The sequence below is a fragment of the Paenibacillus sp. USHLN196 genome (genome assembly GCF_037144955.1).
Taxonomy (GTDB): Bacteria; Bacillota; Bacilli; order Paenibacillales; family Paenibacillaceae; genus Paenibacillus; species Paenibacillus xylanexedens_C.
Window position 1 is genome coordinate 30,825 of the sequence record NZ_JBBCYH010000003.1, and the last position, 18,008, is coordinate 48,832.

Consider the following 18,008-nt stretch of genomic DNA (forward strand, 5'->3'; position numbering starts at 1 on the left):
TTTTACAGAAGAACAACTACCAGAAATAATAAGTGAAATTGTAAATAATGAGAAATATCGAGTGAAATAATCCTTCACTCTTCACTTGGTATACTTGATTATAAAAGAGACAGCGAAAAAGCTGTCTCTTTTATTCTTCTAAACCAATTTATGTACAACTTTATACAAACCTATCGAAGTTACTCTTCTTCATTTAGAAAAATAAAACCACTGTCAATAAGCCCCTGTAAATACTCGTCAAAGCTGTTTGCAATCACTACGTATTCGTCAGGATCGTGCAAAAAGCGAACAATTTGACCGTGTACACCTTCATCAGTAGGGTTAAAATCAATATAAAGTCTCGATGTTCCACCATTATTCATACAGTCTGAAAAGTGAATGATTTCCCTGGAAGAAGCCCCTCACGATTGATCTTAGAGTCAACGGCATACTCTTCATCTTCGTATTCTAAAAGATAAGAGACGTCTTCTTCATTTTTTGAACTTTCGAGCATTTGTTGGGTAGAGAGTAAGTAATATGGATATCTACCTTCTTCAACATCTGAGCCAAGAATACAAACCGTAATTTCTTTTCCTCCGTACTTCCTCCAATATGTACCATCAATATTTTCTAGTATACCGATGAGTGATTCTGGACAATTTGGATATTTTGATCTTAAAGTAGTTATATCTTCTTTTGTAGCACCGCTCGCTGTATTCAGTTCCTCAAGTTCTTCTGGTGATAATGCTGCTCTTAATCCATTTAAAAATTTGTTTACCAAATCCATTATGATGACCTCCCAATCATAAAATATAAACCAAATATACGCAGATAAAGTAAAGGTACTGCGTTGGTGTGAAAAATCTTTCCCCCTACAATATGTTCTGTATACTAAGATCAGTTTATCATTTTTCTCTAGTTTATTGGCAACTACAAGTATTAACTATCGGTCTGGTGATAAAGGTGCATGGGATTAACTGCTAAGGTTAGATAGACCCTCCCATGCTTTCGTAGTACAATTATGTAAGTAATTGGAATGCTTAGTTTTATAGTAACGATATAGAGGAGCGGAATACATTGTCATTACATATGTTCTTAGGAATTGGCCTTGCTTTATCATTATTGTTCCCCACAAATTCAGTTAATGCACCCTCGTCCGTTCAACTCATCCACTCTACCAATCATAGTAGTTATGCATCTTATGAAAAGACCTTTACAATGGACCCTGATAACGGTGAAGATGCGCATCTGTGGATTGAAAATACCAGTAAGAGCAATCTTTATATGAAAATTACCGTGGGTAATAACACTCCACTTGAAGTTCCGATTGATAAAGGAACTCAAAAAAAAGTGAATTTGGCTGTGGGGGTAACAACCGACTTCAAAGTTTATGTTTTCAGCAGTACAGGACATAAAGTTGATATAACGATCAGTGCACGGCAATTTTAATAAATATGATAGGCGTTTTATGAGAGTTTTGCTCACTAGCTCCATAACCAGGATGTGAGTGAGTGAAAATCTCCTATAATATTTGATATTTATGAATACGATTACATCATATGAAGGGGAAGATAATGATATATCGGAGAAAAACCTATACTATTGCGACTTCTTTTGTAGAAGAATTTAACGCTTTATTTAATGATATTTTGCTGCCATCACAGTTGAAATACGGATCAAGACTGATTGGGAGATGGCACACGCCTATCGATGATGAAACCAGTGAAATTTTTGCGATGTGGGAATACGATACCCTTGAACAATACGAAGAGATTGAGAAAAAGATACAATCAGATACAGAACACGTAAAGCGAGTTCAAGCGCGTTTTGATCAGATTGGAAGACATCGGTATAAAGAAGTATTTCGAGAAGAGATTAGACAAGCGTTTTTCACATCGACAGTAGATCGAGAACAAACGATTTTGAAGTGAAGTAAATGCATAAGGAGCTGAGAGAATGATGGAGACAGAAAAACTCATATTTCGGAAATATACCAAAAATGATTTCGATTTACTTTTTGATATGACAAGTAAGCCGAATATGATGAAATTTATAAGACATGGAGGACCTTGGACGAAGGAAGAAACCATGCAAAGTCTGGAAAAGTTCATCAACTGGAATAAAGACGATAAAGGGCTGTTCCTCGCATTCAATAAAGAGGATAACAAGTTAATTGGAACCTCTGGACTGATTCCTCAAATCATTGAAGGCACTGATGAGCTAGAAGTTGGTTACTGGGTTGTAGAGCAATACTGGGGAATGGGTTACGGATACGAACAAGCAAAAGCATGGAAAGAATACGGCATAGATCACTTGAAACAGAGACGATTGATATCTTTAATTCAACATGGCAATGTGGGTTCTAAGAAAGTCGCGCAAAAGAATGGCATGAAACACGAGAAGGATGTAGACATTATAGGGAAAAATGTAGCGGTTTACTCAATTGAGGTGAAGTGAATATGACTTTATTTCCTGAACTAGAAACCAAAAGATTGCTACTAAGAGAGATTAGACAGAGTGATTCCCAAGACATATTTCATATTTTTTCTTCAGATGAAGTTACAAGATTCTACGATGTAGAAAGTTTTACGAATACGAAACAAGCAGAAGATCTCATACAAAGGTGGAATGAACGATTCGAAAATGGTCAGGTTATCCGCTGGGGGATTGCTTTGAAGTCGGACAACAGAATTATTGGAACATGCGGATTTCATGGTTGGATGAAACAACATCATAAAGCTGTGTTGGGATATGAGTTAGCACCGGAGTTTTGGCGGCAGGGTTATATGACCGAGGTCACTCAAAAAATCGTTGAATACGGATTTGAGAACCTTGAATTAAACAGGATTGAAGCCTTTGTGGAGCCAGAGAACGCGGGATCAAGAACATTGCTTGAGAAAATTGGCTTCAGTGAAGAAGGCGTATTGAAAGAAAATTATTATTGGAAAAATCGATTTGTTGATAATGTCCTCTATGCATTTTTGAAGAAAGATTATAAGCCAAACGCTTGTAAGCCAGTAGACTGATGAACAAAGACGATAGGGCGCCAGGAGAGTGTATGAGAATTCGTATTATTGGATCTTGTGGGAGTGGGAAATCAACATTAGCCAAAGAATTATCTGATAAGTACGGTATTCCTTCTTATGAATTAGACAATCTCATATGGGACAGAAGTGCCGAAAATCTGAGATATCCTGAAAGCGTAAGGGATGACTCCATCCAATCTATTGTCAGTTCAGATGCTTGGATCATAGAAGGAGTGCAGTACAAAGATTGGACTTTAAAATCCATACAAGAAGCGGATTTGATTTTTGTATTAAATCCAAATGTTTTCATCAGAGATTATCGAATTATAAAGAGGTTTGTACTGTCCAGAGTTGGTTTGCAACCGTGGAATTACAAGCAGTCATTCAAGAATTTATGCCAGATGATTGTGAAGTGGAACCATCAATATAATATAGTTGCAGCCATAGATTTGATCAATGAAAACAGCAAGACAGCAATGATCACTAAAAATAAAAAACAAGTTATACAGTTGATTGAACATCATTTGGAAGTGGTAGTGAATGAGAGTGAAAAAGAACGTTACGGGTAATCAAGGAGTACCGAAAGAGGAGATATAGTGAGAGATATAAAAATTCAACCAGTCACACGAGAGAAGGTTTAAACATTGAATAGCATGAATCATGAGGATGAATTACTAATCGTATTTGATGATAATGAAGAAGACTATAAAAAAGTTTGTAATAACTTATATAACTATAATCTTAAAGAAACCAATGGGTTATTAACTAAACCTGGAAGAAGTATTAATTTGTTTTTGAGAGATAAGACAGGTAAGGCAGTCGGTGGGATTTTCTGTGCTACATATTGTGAGACGTTATATATCGACAACTTTTGGATAGATGAAGAACACAGAAAGAAAGGGTATGGAAAATATTTGATTATGAAAGCAGAAAGCATGGCTTCTCAATTAGGATGTAAGCTTTCACACACGAGTACATTTTCTTATCAATCTCCGGAATTCTATCAAAATATGGGCTATAACGTGTTTGGAATAATTGATGAATATCCTGATGGGATCATTCAATATTTTTTGAAGAAAAGATTATAGGACCAGTATATGGAAAAACAAAAGGATGGCAGAAAGTATGCGGAGCCATGGGAGGTATCTTTATCACTGAATTCTATGATCTCGAAAGAGAGATAAAAAGAAATAAAGCGGAGAGCTGTATTATATACCAAGAAAACTCAATTCAATATGAATATTATCGAAATCGAAAAACGAAAGATAAACAACATAAAGTGAATTCAATCACCAAAAGCATTCTTTCTGCATTGGTTGGAATAGCTATAGAACAGGGCTACATAGAGCATGAAGATATTCCAATTGTGAATTATTTTAACAATCTGGATGACACCAAAAAGGGGATTACGATTAAGCATCTATTAACGATGTCCTCAGGCCTGCACTATCCGGGGAATGAAGCGATGATTCCATCTAAGAATTGGACTAAATTTGTTCTTGAGCAGCCTGTTGAATTCCAACCTGGAATCCAAATGAAATATAATTGCGGGAGTTCGCATCTACTTAGCGCCATACTGCAGAGGGCGACTGGTATGAACACAGCGGAATTTGCTAAAAAGCACTTATTTGCACCACTAGGCATTAACGATTTCCATTGGTATCTGGATACGCAAGGGATTGCCATAGGTGGTTTTGGTTTGCGAATGAAGATCGAAGATATGTTGAAGTTTGGCATACTGTACGCTCAGAATGGAAGGTGGAATTCGAAACAACTCGTCCCTGCTGACTGGATTGCTAGAAGTGTAAGTCCTTCTCTTACTTCCGAAACCTTATATGGATACCACTGGCGCATAATGAAAAATAAGAAGGAAACAGAACACCCTGAAAATAAAACGTTTTATGCTATGGGTATGGGTGGCGGAAGAGGGCAATACATATTTGTTAACCAAGAAGGGGAATTGGTTGCGGTAATTACAACGATTATATCCGATGATAGCTTGTTACCACTTCAATGGTTTGACAATTATATATTGAAAGAATAGTTGTTTATAGGAGGGACAGCAATGACCATGATAACGTATAGAACGTTGACCCTTGAAGATGTGAACCAGTTACGGGAAATAGATCGTTCGGAACATATTGATCTCATATATGAAATGAGAGAGAGCGGATTGGTTGAGCTAGAACAAGATCATGAGTGCTCAAACTGGGATGCAAAGCTTTTGGAAGAGATTCAAAATCGATATGTCTATGAATTAGAACAAGGCGGCATGGCATATGGTGCTTTTGCTGGCGATCGATTAATCGGATTCGGAGTACTGGCACATCAATACAGAGGCAGAAGACGTAATCAACTACAGATTGACTTGATGTATGTCTCGCGCACCTACAGAAGACAAGGGGTTGGAAAACATATTCTGAGCCAGTTAAGTGAAGAGGCTAAGAAACGTGGAGCTCAGTATCTGTATATTTCCTCCACAGAGACGAGATCGGCGGTATCCTTTTACAGAAGCCAGGGAAGTCAGATTGCAAGCGAGATTGATCCAGAACTCTACGACAAAGAGCCGAAAGATATACACATGATAAAGGAGCTGGGCACATGACAACGGTTGGTATACTCGGAACCATTCATAATCCAGAACTGAGGGAGCGATATCATTGTTCTCTTTCACTTTACCAGGATGTGATTCATGAGTTTAAACCGGATATGATTTGCGGTGAAGTTCATCCACAGAGCTGGTTGAGGTATCTGAAGGATAAAAATGATAGAGGATACTGGGGAGAACCGGCCAGTGAGTATTGGGATTTGGTATTCCCTTTGTGTGAAGAGCAGGACATCACATTTGTCCCTATAGATTGGTATGAATTAGATGTGTGGAATGCCTTTGATCCATTTAACGGCTATTCGAGCGAGGAACGCAAAGAACTTGAACAACGGGATGATCATTGGTTTGCGGAGCAAATGGAGACGTCTCGGTTTGGCAAAATTCCTTTTAATTCAAAGGAATTCGATTGCGTAACCAAACAAAAATATGAATGGTTGCATCAGGTAAACCCGAAGGCACAGAACTTTCGCTGGGTTGTGCGTAATCAAATTATGATTCAAAGAGTCAAAAATACAACTGAAGCTCATCTAGGCAAAAGAATCCTCTGTATTATTGGAGCCGATCACAATTACATCTTCCAAGAAGAGCTGATGAAAGAACCTGTTGAATTGCTGTATCCATTACGGTGAACAAACCGTTGGTAGATTTCCAGATGAAACTTATGATTTAAGGAGCATTACATGCGCAAAAAAATACGTAAGATACTCAAGTACAGCATATTGAGTATGATTTTAATGGTCATAGTAGCTCTGATATTTCCCACATGGACACCCAAAATTAAAGGTGAAAACAGCATCAGCATGTTAGAGCAGGTCGAAATTAACGGTACAGGACATGAAGTCATGATTAGGGGGGGGGATCGGAGTAACCCTATCCTGATTTTTGTGCATGGTGGGCCTGGATGCTCTGAGATTCCTTACGTTAGGAAGTATCAACAGGAGCTTGAACAACACTTCACTGTGGTGCATTATGATCAACGTGGGAGTGGAAAGTCCTATCACTTTTCTGAAGATTACTCGAATCTGACAACAGATGTATTAGTAGATGATTTGTTAGCGTTAAGGAATTATGTAACTGAGGAGTTAGGTCAAGAGAAGGTTATATTAATCGGTCATTCATTTGGTACATACATTGGGATGAAAGCTGCGGCTAAAGCACCCACTCAGTTTCACGCTTATATCGGCATTGGACAGATGGCTAATACGCTTCAGAGCGAACTGGAAAGTTTGGAGTACACGTACGAACAAGCGAAACAAGCCGGTAATGCAGAGGACGTTAAAAAACTGGAGCTAGTTCGGGGCTCGATTGAGCAAGGAAAGGAACTTACCCTAGAATTCTTTTGCAAAAGTACGGTGGTGCAGCCAGACTCATCCATGAGAATAGCGATTATATTTCAGGATTCCTTTTCAATCCCGAATATAATGGGCTGGATATGATTCGCTTTTATACAGGGGTGCTGAGTTTACAAGAAATCTTACTGAGAGAAGCATTGGATCAAAATTTACCCGAAATTGTTGATCATCTTGAGATTCCTACCTATTTTGTGATGGGTAAATATGATTATATGACCACTGCGAATGCAGCACGTGATTATTTCGACGGATTCGATGCACCGATCAAAGAATTCGTTGTATTCAACGAATCGGCACATTACCCACAGTTTGAGGAAAAAGAAAAATTCGCTGATTGGTTACAAGAGTTATTCTAAGATGCCTTGAGAGGAGCAGATCCTATTGTTAGGTCAATTCATTGAGCTTGAAGAAGAGAGTGATGAGCGTTATCGGTGCTACATCCTGCAAAATGCAGTTCAAATATTTAATCATTCCATTCAGGATGATGATCTAAATGACGTCCGAATATATGTGTCCACAGATATGCAACCAAATTCGCTTGCTAATGAAATAAAGTCCTACGTTACATGGTTTTCAACTTGTGAGACTGTATTTCGAGAATATTATGAGAATGAACTTCATGAAAAGGTACATAAGGATTGGTTTAATGAAATTGAGGTGTACCGTGTAGATATCACATTTAACAGTATAGCGGATTATGGAGCAACAATTGCTTGCGGAGACAATATCCTGCATGATCACATCATGATTGTTGATTTTGATAGAGAGCGAATCCAAGCCATCAACTTAAATGGTTAAATGGAGGATTTTGTAACAAATACTCAAAAAACAGGAGAAAGATAGTGCTTTATTTTCCAAAAAATGTGTTATTATGTTGTGGGTAGACGAATATTTCTTTTGTTTGATCGATAGAGAGGAGGGTGTGGATTCTCGAATCATTCAATCTGTATAAATAGATTAACCGCACTGCTTGCAGAAAAAATAAGATAAGCGGAGGTATGGTTATGTTCAAAAAATGGAAGAAGTTTGGCATCAGTAGCTTGGCGCTTGTATTACTGGCTACGGTGGCCTTTACCGGATGGAGCGCTAAGGCGTCTGCAGCGGACGCTTCACAAATTGTGGCTGAGATGGGTGCAGGATGGAATCTGGGCAATCAGCTGGAAGCAGCGGTGAACGGCACACCGAATGAAACTGCATGGGGCAATCCTACAGTGACTCCAGAGTTGATCAAAAAGGTGAAAGCAGCAGGCTTCAAGTCCATTCGTATTCCCGTTTCCTATTTGAATAATATTGGAAGCGCTCCCAATTATACAATTAATGCGGCATGGCTGAATCGAATTCAGCAAGTGGTGGATTATGCGTACAATGAAGGCCTGTATGTCATTATCAATATTCATGGCGATGGGTACAATTCAGTCCAAGGTGGATGGCTGCTCGTGAATGGTGGCAATCAGACTGCCATTAAGGAAAAGTATAAAAAGGTGTGGCAGCAGATTGCCACCAAGTTTAGCAACTACAATGACCGTCTTATTTTCGAATCCATGAACGAAGTGTTCGATGGTAACTATGGTAACCCGAACTCTGCGTATTACGCTAATCTGAACGCCTATAATCAAATCTTCGTGGATACGGTTCGTCAGACTGGAGGGAACAACAGTGCCAGATGGCTGCTAATTCCGGGCTGGAACACCAATATTGACTTCACTGTGGGTAATTACGGCTTCGCGCTCCCGACAGATAATTTCAGATCTTCCGCCATTCCTAGTTCACAGAAGAGAATCATGATCTCGGCACACTATTATTCTCCATGGGATTTTGCAGGTGAGGAAAACGGTAATATCACGCAATGGGGGGCAACGGCTACGAATCCTTCCAAAAAGTCTACTTGGGGACAAGAAGATTATCTGGAATCGCAGTTCAAGTCCATGTACGATAAATTTGTGACTCAAGGCTATCCTGTAGTGATTGGTGAGTTCGGTTCCATTGATAAAACGTCCTATGATTCCAGCAACAATGTATATCGTGCTGCATATGCAAAAGCAGTTACAGCAAAAGCGAAGAAATACAAAATGGTTCCTGTTTATTGGGACAATGGACACAATGGTCAACATGGATTCGCATTATTTAACCGTTCGAACAATACCGTGACGCAGCAAAACATCATTAATGCAATCATGCAAGGTATGCAATAATAGACTGTCTATCCTTATCCGTGCAAACGGCGTATTCCCGCAAAAGGGACACGCCGTTTTTTTGCGCTATCCGGAAATGAGATGAACAACATTTGCCAATGCATTTTACATAAGCCATATACAGAATTCATTAAATACCACAATACCTTTTATATACTTAATTTGCTTGATATAGCGGACTAAAAGGACTAGGTGGTAGACAGAATGTTAAAAAAACGTGATTTGCAGGAATGCCATTCACTGTACAGCTTAATGATGGACCCCGCAGTTTTTCCCTACGTTCGTTATGCATGCCAATCGTATGAGGAATATCTATTCCTGACCAAACAATTAATGGCTGAAGAAGAACAAAAAACGGTGATTTCTCGAACGATTTTGAATGAAGCAGGCCAGCCCATTGGTACGATTGATCTATATCACATCGAGCACCAAAGAGGATTCTTAGCCACATGGATTGGATCGCCGTATTTTGGGAATGGGTATAGTCAAAAAGCGAAATCAGCCTTCTTCATTGAATTGTTTCTGGAACATGCGATTGAGACGGTATTTATGAAGATACGCAAGCAAAATGTAAGGTCCAGAAAAGCGGTAGAAAAACTGTCTTATGTGAAATTAGCTAATGATGTCTATCCCGATGTATATCAACGGATCAATGCCAAGGAGCAAATCTATGATCTGTATCATGTAGAACGGTCAGTCTTTTTTGAAAATAGTATGGATCTGCACCATGAAGTGGCTACGTAACATATTGTGAGAGCAGACAACAGCGCCGTCAGTGATGACGACGCTATTTGTTATGATGATACTAGAACAGGCCCGTTGATATAAAATGCAGGAATATGGAATAGAAAATCGAAAGACATTAAGTAGAGAAACTCATAAAATAGTGGACGGATCAAGAAGGAGGCATGAAATGAATAATATCAACAAGATCTTGGGTGTAATCCTCATGCTTGGCAGTGTGTTCATTTCGACAATGGAGAGAATTTCAATACGAGTATCTGTCGCTATAGTAGAAGCAGGATATGCTTCAGGAGGGACTAACGTACCCCAGTTTGCTCAGACGAACGAGCATCCAACAGGTTTACTCGTATACTTCATGTTCTTTGTTGGATTCATACTATTGGTTGCGGGATTCCCGGGGAGTTATAAGAAAAATCGTAATCATGGGCATAGCAAGGAAGTTTAGCTTGAGGAGGGATGAAAGTGTCCGAACAGGAGGAAGCGTTATCGGGAGGTAATGTGAATCAGGTTGTCAGAATAGGTGAGACGGTTCGCCGGTATGCCAAACCCAATCCATATGTGCATGAACTGCTTTTATATCTCGAAAAAGTTGGTTATAACCACGCTCCTCGATTTCTCGGAATAGATGAACAGGGGAGAGAAGTACTTTCTTACCTTGAAGGAATCGTTCCGGGCAATGACTATCCTGAGATAGAAGAGTATATGTGGTCAGACGAATCTTTAATGGGTGTTGCTAAATTGTTGAGAAGTTACCATGATGCGACTGTAGGATTTACAACCACATCAGAATCAACGAACAGATATCCAGGCGTAACTGAAGATGAAGTTGTATGTCATAATGATTTTGCGCCGTATAATATGGTGTACAGGGACGGCCGTCCTCAAGGAATGATTGATTTTGATATGGCAGGTCCGGGTCCTCGTCTGTGGGATATCGCCTATGCCTTGTATACGTCCGTTCCACTCGCAGATTTCTCACCAAAGATGGATGGAAAGGGTGTTATGCCTTACTCTAGCCAGGCGCATGGATCTGTTCGTAAAGAACGCATTACATTATTTATGAACACGTATGGACTGAGTGTGCCGACAGACCTGAGGGAATGGGTTATATCACGCATTCGTTTTATGTGTGAAACACTATCTGATCGTGCAGCTGCCGGGGAACAAGCTTTTATAAAAATGGTAGAAGAAGGTCATCTCGCACACTATGAGAAAGAGCTTATCTTTCTGGAAAAGCATTTTGAGGATTGGACTTAATTAAGGAGTGATCCCTTCAATGTACAAACTTAAAACAACAATAACAGACCAAAGTGTCATTGAATTCATTGAACAGATCGAGCATGCAAAGAAACGTGAAGACGCTTATCAATTATTGGATATCTTCACAGAGACGACAGGTTATGATGCAAAAATGTGGGGACCAAGTATTATTGGATTCGGTGCATATCATTACAGATATGAATCGGGTCACGAAGGAGATGCACCACTAGTGGGCTTCTCGCCACGAAAGGCGAAGATCAGTTTGTATTTTGCCACAGGGGATAGCGAGCGGGGAGAACTGTTGAAAGACTTTGGAAAACATACGACTGGGAAAGCATGTGTGTACATCAACAAGGTTGCGGATATTCATGTGGATGTGTTGAAAGCACTAATCGTGCAGTCTGTTGAGTTCTTAAAAGAAACCTATCCAGATCAATAACTCTGCACGCTACCAACAAGTACTGAATCACTGGAGAAAATAAACTGCGCCCCTCCATCACCATAAACGTTATAACGCTTAAACAGGCTGTCTTGAAGATCAAGACAACCTGTTTTTTTTGCTTGCAGTTCTCGTTCAGGAGTGGAGACTCTTATACATATGACATGTGTGATCCGTACTGTAAATATCCATCGTATATGTTGAGCAGGGCCATAATCAGCTATCCAAACCTAATCTCCTACCGTGTAGTTTCCCCGTACGCCCGAATCTCGATCAACTCCGCATACCTGCTGCCATTGGTGGAATCGATGATTACTCTAAGCGCCTGCACATACACAGGTGTATCCAAGGAATGGATGACTTTTCTTCTGCGGTTTTCCGATACGTTTATAATCTCGACCCACTCACCAGACTGATTCGATACTTCCACTCGATAATCGCGCACAAGTTCAGGCATGACGCGGAATGTGGTGTGATGGTGATGCAGATTAACCAGATCCTCGTTCACATCATCATTGAACGTCAAGTGCAGTTCAGCCAAGGTCTGTGGATCTTCCCACGACAGTTGAACCCATTCTGGTCTGCCAGACTGCATCGGCTGCGACATCCACTGCTGCGGGCCACCAAAGGGGCGATGGTAACCGTTGATCGTGTTGTCCGCTGAGTAGGCCGTGGTCTCAGAGAGGGTACGACAGCAGAAGGGTTGACGTGCCAACCCTTGCATGGACCATAATACGACAGGCTGATCCGTGGCGTGGTCCTCCAGATTTTTGGACACATGGTTTTCTTCCGTTTTGAAGAAGATCAGCACCCCGCAGTGTGCTTCTGTCGAATGGTAGAGTGAGACGGCTTTATTAGAGCGGATGATAATAAAAGCATTCTGCGGTTCTTCCGGTCGCCATTCAAGCGGAAGGTTCACCCACTGCGCGGTTCCCGCCGTAACGTTAACGGTTGCCGTGACTTGTAACGAATGCGGGACGTAATTCTCCTTACGTCCCGTATCCCACAGCTCCACCGTCAACGCGGTATCGCTGGATGCATCCAGCAGCAGCTCCAGGCCGCTGAGCATTGGATGCACAGGCAGCAGCAGGGCCACATCCGTACCTAGCGGGTACGTCTCACCAGGCTGCTCCAGAGCGATGCCCGTCAGCGTGCTGGAGGCTGTAGCCTTGGCACGCCGGGCCAGATCCAACTCATCGTGGCTGCGCACCCCGATGATGGATGCGTCCTGCCGCAGCAATGTCTGCTGCAGCACCGCAAGATGCCGCGCGTGCAGCTCGCGCGGCGACACCCCCATGGCCGCGCAGAGCGCCGCGCCTGTACCCGCGGCTTCGCCGATGACCGCGCATGTCGCCATGACGCGGGTTGTGCCGAAGGCGACATGCGATGCACTGATGTCGCGTCCGGCCATGAGCATATTCCGCACATTCGCGGAATACAGCGAGCGGAACGGCACGTGATATACGCCATCGGCATGCATATGCTTCGAACCGCTCGCTTCGGCGTACATGCCCTGCGGGGGATGCAGGTCGATGGACCAGCCGCCAAAGGCAACGGCATCCGGGAATTCCCGCTGGCCGATAATATCGTTCTGGGTGAGCACATAGTCACCCGTGAAGCGGCGGTACTCCCTTTTGCCAGGTAGCGAACCGATCCACTCCAGCGTCATCTGCTCTGCATCGAACTTGCCGGAATTCTTGATATAGTCCCAGATCCCATAGATCACGGACCACAGTTCATCACGGATCAGCTCATTGTCATGAACGGTGTCATGTTCACCGCCCCATTCAATCCACCAGTAATGACAACCGGAATCCCCGCTGCGAATGACCCGACGAATCGGAATGCTGGTCTGAGTGATATCCTTGGCAAAAGAAGGCGGGATATAACGGACAGGCGCACCAGCATCCTTGGTATAGAAGAGAAGTGTACTGCCGAGCGTGATCTGATCGGCTACCTCAGGTGCCCATTCTTCACCATATTCGCTGCGGGCTTCCCGGCCGAGCACAAACTTGGCACCAGCCAGAAAGCCAACAAGTCCATCGCCCGTACAGTCCAGATAGATCTGACTCTCAAATCGGATTTTGCGCTCAGAACCCATCATCCACCCGGTAACAGAGGTGATCATACGTTCCTCTCCATCTCCTGTGGCTTCTACTTCATGTACATCGGTATTCAGATACAGTCGAATGTTGGGTTCGGCTCGAACGGCTTCCAGAATGATCAAGTCCCAGAGATAGGGATTACCCTCCGGATTACGATACTGATTCTCTACAAACAATTCTCCCATGATGCCCGTCTCACGGGCATAGCGGTTAATCCCGTGGGCGGTAGCACCACAGACCCATACGCGTACTTCGCTGCTGGAATTGCCGCCGAGTACGGGGCGATTCTGCACCAGCGCGACCTGTTGGCCCAGTCGTGCCGCAGATATGGCTGCACACACACCAGCTAGCCCACCCCCGATGACGGTGATATCCGGTTTAACGAGTTCGTGCTTCATATGAACACCTCTCTCATTGAATATGGAGGAGCCTAAGCTCGTATTTCATATCTATAATTTCATATTAGTTCTATATATTTACTTTTCAAATACACTATATTATCATCGAGCATATACTTTATTTCATAACAAAGGCAGGTGTATCATGGACCTCATTAATCACATCTACTGGAAGAAGAAAGCTGAGTTTGCATTGGCAGAGGATATCTACGACGCTTGGGTGGTCTTTGCCGTTGAAGAGGGCGTATTTCGTTATGAGATTGGAGGGCATACAGGAGAGGCTGGTTTCGCTGATCTGGTGTTGTGTCCGCCCCACGTTCCTTTTCGCAGAGAGACCGTAACTCCGCTGACGTTTCACTATATACAGTTCCGTTGTAACTCCGCAGAGGATGAGGATCTTCTGCCGCCGATCGGAAAATCCCTGATTAATGATACGAAGCGGCTGGCTTCGACGTATGCTTATCTGCGACAGGCAAGCGAGGACAACGATGAGACTGGAGCAGAGTGGAAAACCCATCTGATGATGGACTTGTGGCAACTGTATCAATGGGAGCACAGACAGAGTAGATTGATGGAACGAAAGTTCACGGAAGACGCTCTGATGACTGAAGCGGCCGTGTTGTTGGAGGAGGGGGCAGGAGAGGCGGTCAGTCTCCGTGCAATGGCCGAACGTCTGGCGTTGAGTCCAGTTCAGCTTACCCGAAGGTTCCGGGAGGCTTTTCAAGAAACACCATCTGATTACCTGAAAGCGATCCGTCTCAAAAAGGCAAAAGCCTTGTTGGTGGATAGTCGTTTAACCCTAACGCAGATCGCGGAGAGATGTGGGTATGAGAACGGATTTTATCTGAGCCGCGTATTCTCGTCCACGGTGGGGATCAGCCCCTCGGAATACCGGAGACGACATCAAGTATGAAAAAAGGGTCCCATCCATCCATTTCTTTTTTACACGAATAGAACATATCTGTGCAATTCTCTTCAATGCAGACAACGGATATCACAAATCCATGCAAATCATTCGCCCCCGGCTGTAAATGGCAGGCAGGTGCTATAATGGGGTCATTAATTGTAGGGGAGCGAGCACTAAGGAATGAAGAAGCCAAATTGGAAGAGTTGGTTGCCACAGCGGCTCAGATACCGCCTGTTCGGTGCATTTGTGGTGTTGATTCTTTTGCCGTTCAGTGCATTAAATGTCTACAATTATCAGCAAATTGAATCGCTGGTCGAGCAGAAAATCAGTGAGCAGAGTCATGAGCAGCTAGTCCAGATGTATCGCTCTCTGGAGGACCAGATGAGCATTGCCTTCAAAACGCTCATTTTTCTGGAACAGGATTCCGCGGTAAGAAATGTGCTAACCTCCCCGGGCAGTCGTACGCCGCTTGAGAACAAGTCGCTGGTGGAAGAAAAGTTCAAGATGATCAACAACAGTTTCTTCCTATATAATCCTTCGGTGTACTTTACCTTGCTGGATTTTCATGATAGCGTTTACACTTCGTATTTGCCCAAAAAAGCACTAACGTATGGCCCCTATCTGGAACAATTCCGTGAGCGTCTGGGGGAAATAACCATTCCAAAAGGCGGTGCGGATTCACACTCGCTTCAACCGGAAGAACTCTTCTATCGCTGGGATGCACGGGATTCCAACCCTGTGCTCAGAGAGTTATCCTCCAGCCCATATCTCTTGTCGCTGTATGCTTATATGAAAGATAGCGGCGGCAAGCGATACGGGCTGGCACGAATTAGCATCGATTATTCCTACTGGTTCCAGACCATGCTGAAGGATTCACAGAGTAGCCAGGAGTATTATCTTATTACAGGGAGTGGGGAGACCATTGCCCGTTCATCCAAAACTGCCGCCCTCTCCCCTGAGGTTACGGCTGAAATAGCTCTCCATCCGGCAGAGGCTTATCTAACCGATCCAGCTTCGGATACGCTGATTAACTACGTGTACATCGAATCATTGGACTGGTATATGGTGAATCGGATTCCGCTCTCGATTCTCTTTACAGAGATATCTGAACTGAAACAGCGTTATTTTCTAACTTTTTTTGGGTTCACAGGGGCATTTGTACTCATGGCTTTTATGATCTCGGCGACGTTCACGCGCCCTTTGTCGCATCTACAGAAACAGATGAAGGAGGTCGTCCGCAAAAACCTCAAGATTCGCATTCCTGAGGGCCACAGCCGTGGCGAAGTGCTGGAACTGACCCGTACATTTAATACGATGCTGGACGATGCCAATCAGATGATTGCCAGACTCAAGACGGAGGAACGACAGAAGGAAGCGGTACATTTTCATATGCTCCTGGCTCAGATGAATCCGCACTTTCTCCTGAATACGTTGAATACAATGAAATGGAGTGCGATACGCAGCGGGAATGAGGAGATCTCCGAGATGTGTGTTTCCTTGGGTAAATTACTGGAGGTCAGCCTGAATTCACAGGTCGAATTGGTATACCTGAAGGATGAGATCGAGTTGGTTCAAGCTTATCTTCATATCCAGCGGATTCGTTACCGCGATAGTTTCGAGGTGACTTGTGAATTTGACGATAAGTTGGAGTTTGCGCTGGTGCCCAAGCTGAGCTTGCAGCCACTGGTGGAGAATGCCATTCACCACGGTGTTGGGCCACTGGAGCAGCTTGGGCAGATCCGTATCAGCATTTATAGGCAAGACACAGGAACACTGATGCTGGAGGTGGCAGACAACGGAATCGGAATGGAGGAATCCCGGCGTTTGCAAGTGACCCGGACGCGTCCGGAGATCGGTCTGTCCAACCTCAGGGAACGATTGCGGTTATTGTTCAAAGGTCAAAGTAAACTTGAAGTGATCGATACCAAACCTGGGACATTAGTGAGGTTCAGCATTCCTTTTTTATTGTCGACGCCTTATGTACAGAAGCGGTCTGACTAGCCGACTGGAGAGGGGAATCTGGCATGTGGAAAGTATTACTTGTAGAGGATGAGGTATTCGTACGAGAGTCGGTGCGAGAGATTATTTCGTGGGAAGAGCTGGGCTTCACGGTCATCGGAGAATCCGGTAATGGGACCGAAGCGCTGGCAATGATCATACGGGATACACCGGATCTGGTACTGACTGATATTGTCATGCCGGGTATGGATGGTCTTGAATTACTCAAACAGACCCGCCAAGCCGGGTTGAAAACCAAGTTTGTCATGCTCACCTGTATGGGGGAGTTCGAATATGTACGTCGTGCGATGGAATACGGAGCTTCCAATTATATTCTGAAGCTGTCGATGAGTGTGAATTCACTGCGTGATACACTTCGTAAAGTAAGTGCGGAACTTGGTGCTTCGGCGGAAGTCCGAACGGAGGCAGACCATCATGAAGTGCCATCTCCACCTCCGCTAATCACATCAACGCCGATTTCGGCTACTTCTCTTACGGTCTCTTCCGCGACAGCGTCTGAGACTGATCTTCTGTTCACGCCTGTTCGTGAGCCGGTTGTGAAGCACCCGGAGATTAGCAAAATTATCGAGTACATCGGGCAGCATTACGATCAGGACATTACCGTCAAATCCATGTCACGATATGTGATGATGGGAGAGAATTATGTGAGTGCTTTGTTTAAAAAGAAAACCGGCCATACCCTGATTCACTACTTGCATGGGGTACGGATGGAGAAAGCGGCTGAATACTTGCGTGAGACGGATCTTCCTGTACAGGAGATTGGTTACCGCGTGGGATTCGGAAGTGATAATTATTTCATCAAAATATTCAAGCGTTGGACCGGTTGCACGCCCAGCCAATATCGCCATCGTTCGTGACTCACAGGATGAGTAGAAGGAATATGTGTACGGAGTGCTCAGGCAAACACAATTAAATCCGTATTTTTGTTCAATTCGAATCATGGATATGTGTCTTATGAACCCAGCAAGGTCCCTGCTAC

At 43.3% G+C, this 18,008-nt stretch carries 19 protein-coding genes and 2 pseudogenes; 19 read left to right on the forward strand and 2 right to left on the reverse strand.

What is annotated here, in order from left to right; translation table 11 throughout:
* Positions 1 to 179: 179 nt before the first annotated feature.
* Positions 180 to 766: pseudogene (locus WFI24_RS07000) on the reverse strand (SMI1/KNR4 family protein).
* Positions 767 to 1,056: 290 nt separating this feature from the next.
* Here WFI24_RS07000 and WFI24_RS07005 point away from each other — a divergent pair.
* From WFI24_RS07005 to WFI24_RS07080, 16 genes and pseudogenes are all read left to right on the forward strand, one after another.
* Positions 1,057 to 1,428 (forward strand): hypothetical protein, encoded by a 372-nt coding sequence (locus WFI24_RS07005; protein ID WP_336759681.1) that lies wholly within the window; start codon positions 1,057 to 1,059, stop codon positions 1,426 to 1,428.
* Between the two features lie 125 nt (positions 1,429 to 1,553).
* The gene (locus tag WFI24_RS07010; protein ID WP_221825102.1) at positions 1,554 to 1,910 is read left to right on the forward strand and encodes an NIPSNAP family protein; all 357 of its coding nucleotides are present in this window, start codon (positions 1,554 to 1,556) and stop codon (positions 1,908 to 1,910) included.
* A 25-nt stretch (positions 1,911 to 1,935) separates the two neighbouring features.
* Positions 1,936 to 2,436, forward strand: coding sequence for a GNAT family N-acetyltransferase (locus WFI24_RS07015; RefSeq protein WP_336759682.1), 501 nt, complete (start codon positions 1,936 to 1,938; stop codon positions 2,434 to 2,436).
* Positions 2,437 to 2,438: 2 nt separating this feature from the next.
* Entirely contained in the window at positions 2,439 to 3,005 is a 567-nt protein-coding gene (locus tag WFI24_RS07020; protein WP_336759683.1) for a GNAT family N-acetyltransferase, read from the forward strand.
* A 32-nt stretch (positions 3,006 to 3,037) separates the two neighbouring features.
* Positions 3,038 to 3,574, forward strand: a complete 537-nt coding sequence (locus tag WFI24_RS07025; protein ID WP_336759684.1) for a hypothetical protein — start codon at positions 3,038 to 3,040, stop codon at positions 3,572 to 3,574.
* A gap of 84 nt (positions 3,575 to 3,658) precedes the next feature.
* The gene (locus tag WFI24_RS07030) at positions 3,659 to 4,093 is read left to right on the forward strand and encodes a GNAT family N-acetyltransferase (RefSeq protein WP_336760251.1); all 435 of its coding nucleotides are present in this window, start codon (positions 3,659 to 3,661) and stop codon (positions 4,091 to 4,093) included.
* A 47-nt stretch (positions 4,094 to 4,140) separates the two neighbouring features.
* On the forward strand, positions 4,141 to 5,049 hold the full coding sequence (locus WFI24_RS07035) for a serine hydrolase domain-containing protein (RefSeq protein ID WP_336759685.1): 909 nt from the start codon (positions 4,141 to 4,143) through the stop codon (positions 5,047 to 5,049).
* A 21-nt stretch (positions 5,050 to 5,070) separates the two neighbouring features.
* Positions 5,071 to 5,610 (forward strand): GNAT family N-acetyltransferase, encoded by a 540-nt coding sequence (locus WFI24_RS07040; protein WP_336759686.1) that lies wholly within the window; start codon positions 5,071 to 5,073, stop codon positions 5,608 to 5,610.
* Positions 5,607 to 6,242, forward strand: a complete 636-nt coding sequence (locus tag WFI24_RS07045) for a hypothetical protein (RefSeq protein ID WP_336759687.1) — start codon at positions 5,607 to 5,609, stop codon at positions 6,240 to 6,242. The genes WFI24_RS07040 and WFI24_RS07045 overlap by 4 nt, the downstream gene beginning before the upstream one ends.
* A 51-nt stretch (positions 6,243 to 6,293) precedes the next feature.
* Positions 6,294 to 7,321: pseudogene (locus WFI24_RS07050) on the forward strand (alpha/beta fold hydrolase).
* Positions 7,322 to 7,346: 25 nt separating this feature from the next.
* Positions 7,347 to 7,763: a hypothetical protein gene (locus WFI24_RS07055; protein ID WP_336759688.1), complete on the forward strand. Its 417-nt coding sequence runs from the start codon at positions 7,347 to 7,349 to the stop codon at positions 7,761 to 7,763.
* A gap of 206 nt (positions 7,764 to 7,969) precedes the next feature.
* A complete protein-coding gene (locus WFI24_RS07060) occupies positions 7,970 to 9,157 on the forward strand; it encodes a glycoside hydrolase family 5 protein (RefSeq protein ID WP_336759689.1) in 1,188 nt (395 codons plus the stop codon).
* 204 nt (positions 9,158 to 9,361) lie between these two features.
* Entirely contained in the window at positions 9,362 to 9,901 is a 540-nt protein-coding gene (locus WFI24_RS07065) for a GNAT family N-acetyltransferase (RefSeq protein ID WP_336759690.1), read from the forward strand.
* Positions 9,902 to 10,070: 169 nt separating this feature from the next.
* The gene (locus tag WFI24_RS07070) at positions 10,071 to 10,346 is read left to right on the forward strand and encodes a hypothetical protein (protein ID WP_336759691.1); all 276 of its coding nucleotides are present in this window, start codon (positions 10,071 to 10,073) and stop codon (positions 10,344 to 10,346) included.
* Between the two features lie 11 nt (positions 10,347 to 10,357).
* The gene (locus tag WFI24_RS07075) at positions 10,358 to 11,158 is read left to right on the forward strand and encodes an aminoglycoside phosphotransferase family protein (RefSeq protein ID WP_336759692.1); all 801 of its coding nucleotides are present in this window, start codon (positions 10,358 to 10,360) and stop codon (positions 11,156 to 11,158) included.
* 19 nt (positions 11,159 to 11,177) lie between these two features.
* Complete coding sequence (locus WFI24_RS07080) at positions 11,178 to 11,600, forward strand: DUF1801 domain-containing protein (RefSeq protein ID WP_336759693.1); 423 nt, start codon at positions 11,178 to 11,180, stop codon at positions 11,598 to 11,600.
* A gap of 238 nt (positions 11,601 to 11,838) precedes the next feature.
* On the opposite strand, the gene WFI24_RS07085 is transcribed toward WFI24_RS07080, so the two are convergent.
* Positions 11,839 to 14,103, reverse strand: a complete 2,265-nt coding sequence (locus WFI24_RS07085; RefSeq protein ID WP_336759694.1) for an FAD-dependent oxidoreductase — start codon at positions 14,101 to 14,103, stop codon at positions 11,839 to 11,841.
* Between the two features lie 145 nt (positions 14,104 to 14,248).
* Here WFI24_RS07085 and WFI24_RS07090 point away from each other — a divergent pair, with 145 nt between their 5' ends.
* The 3 genes from WFI24_RS07090 to WFI24_RS07100 all read left to right on the forward strand — a co-directional run bounded on the left by WFI24_RS07090 (position 14,249) and on the right by WFI24_RS07100 (position 17,886).
* Entirely contained in the window at positions 14,249 to 15,016 is a 768-nt protein-coding gene (locus tag WFI24_RS07090; protein WP_336759695.1) for a helix-turn-helix domain-containing protein, read from the forward strand.
* 174 nt (positions 15,017 to 15,190) lie between these two features.
* Positions 15,191 to 17,011 carry a cache domain-containing sensor histidine kinase gene (locus WFI24_RS07095; RefSeq protein ID WP_336759696.1) on the forward strand — a complete coding sequence of 607 codons (1,821 nt, stop codon included), beginning with the start codon at positions 15,191 to 15,193 and terminating at the stop codon, positions 17,009 to 17,011.
* Between the two features lie 23 nt (positions 17,012 to 17,034).
* Positions 17,035 to 17,886, forward strand: a complete 852-nt coding sequence (locus tag WFI24_RS07100) for a response regulator transcription factor (RefSeq protein ID WP_336759697.1) — start codon at positions 17,035 to 17,037, stop codon at positions 17,884 to 17,886.
* Positions 17,887 to 18,008: the final 122 nt, after the last annotated feature.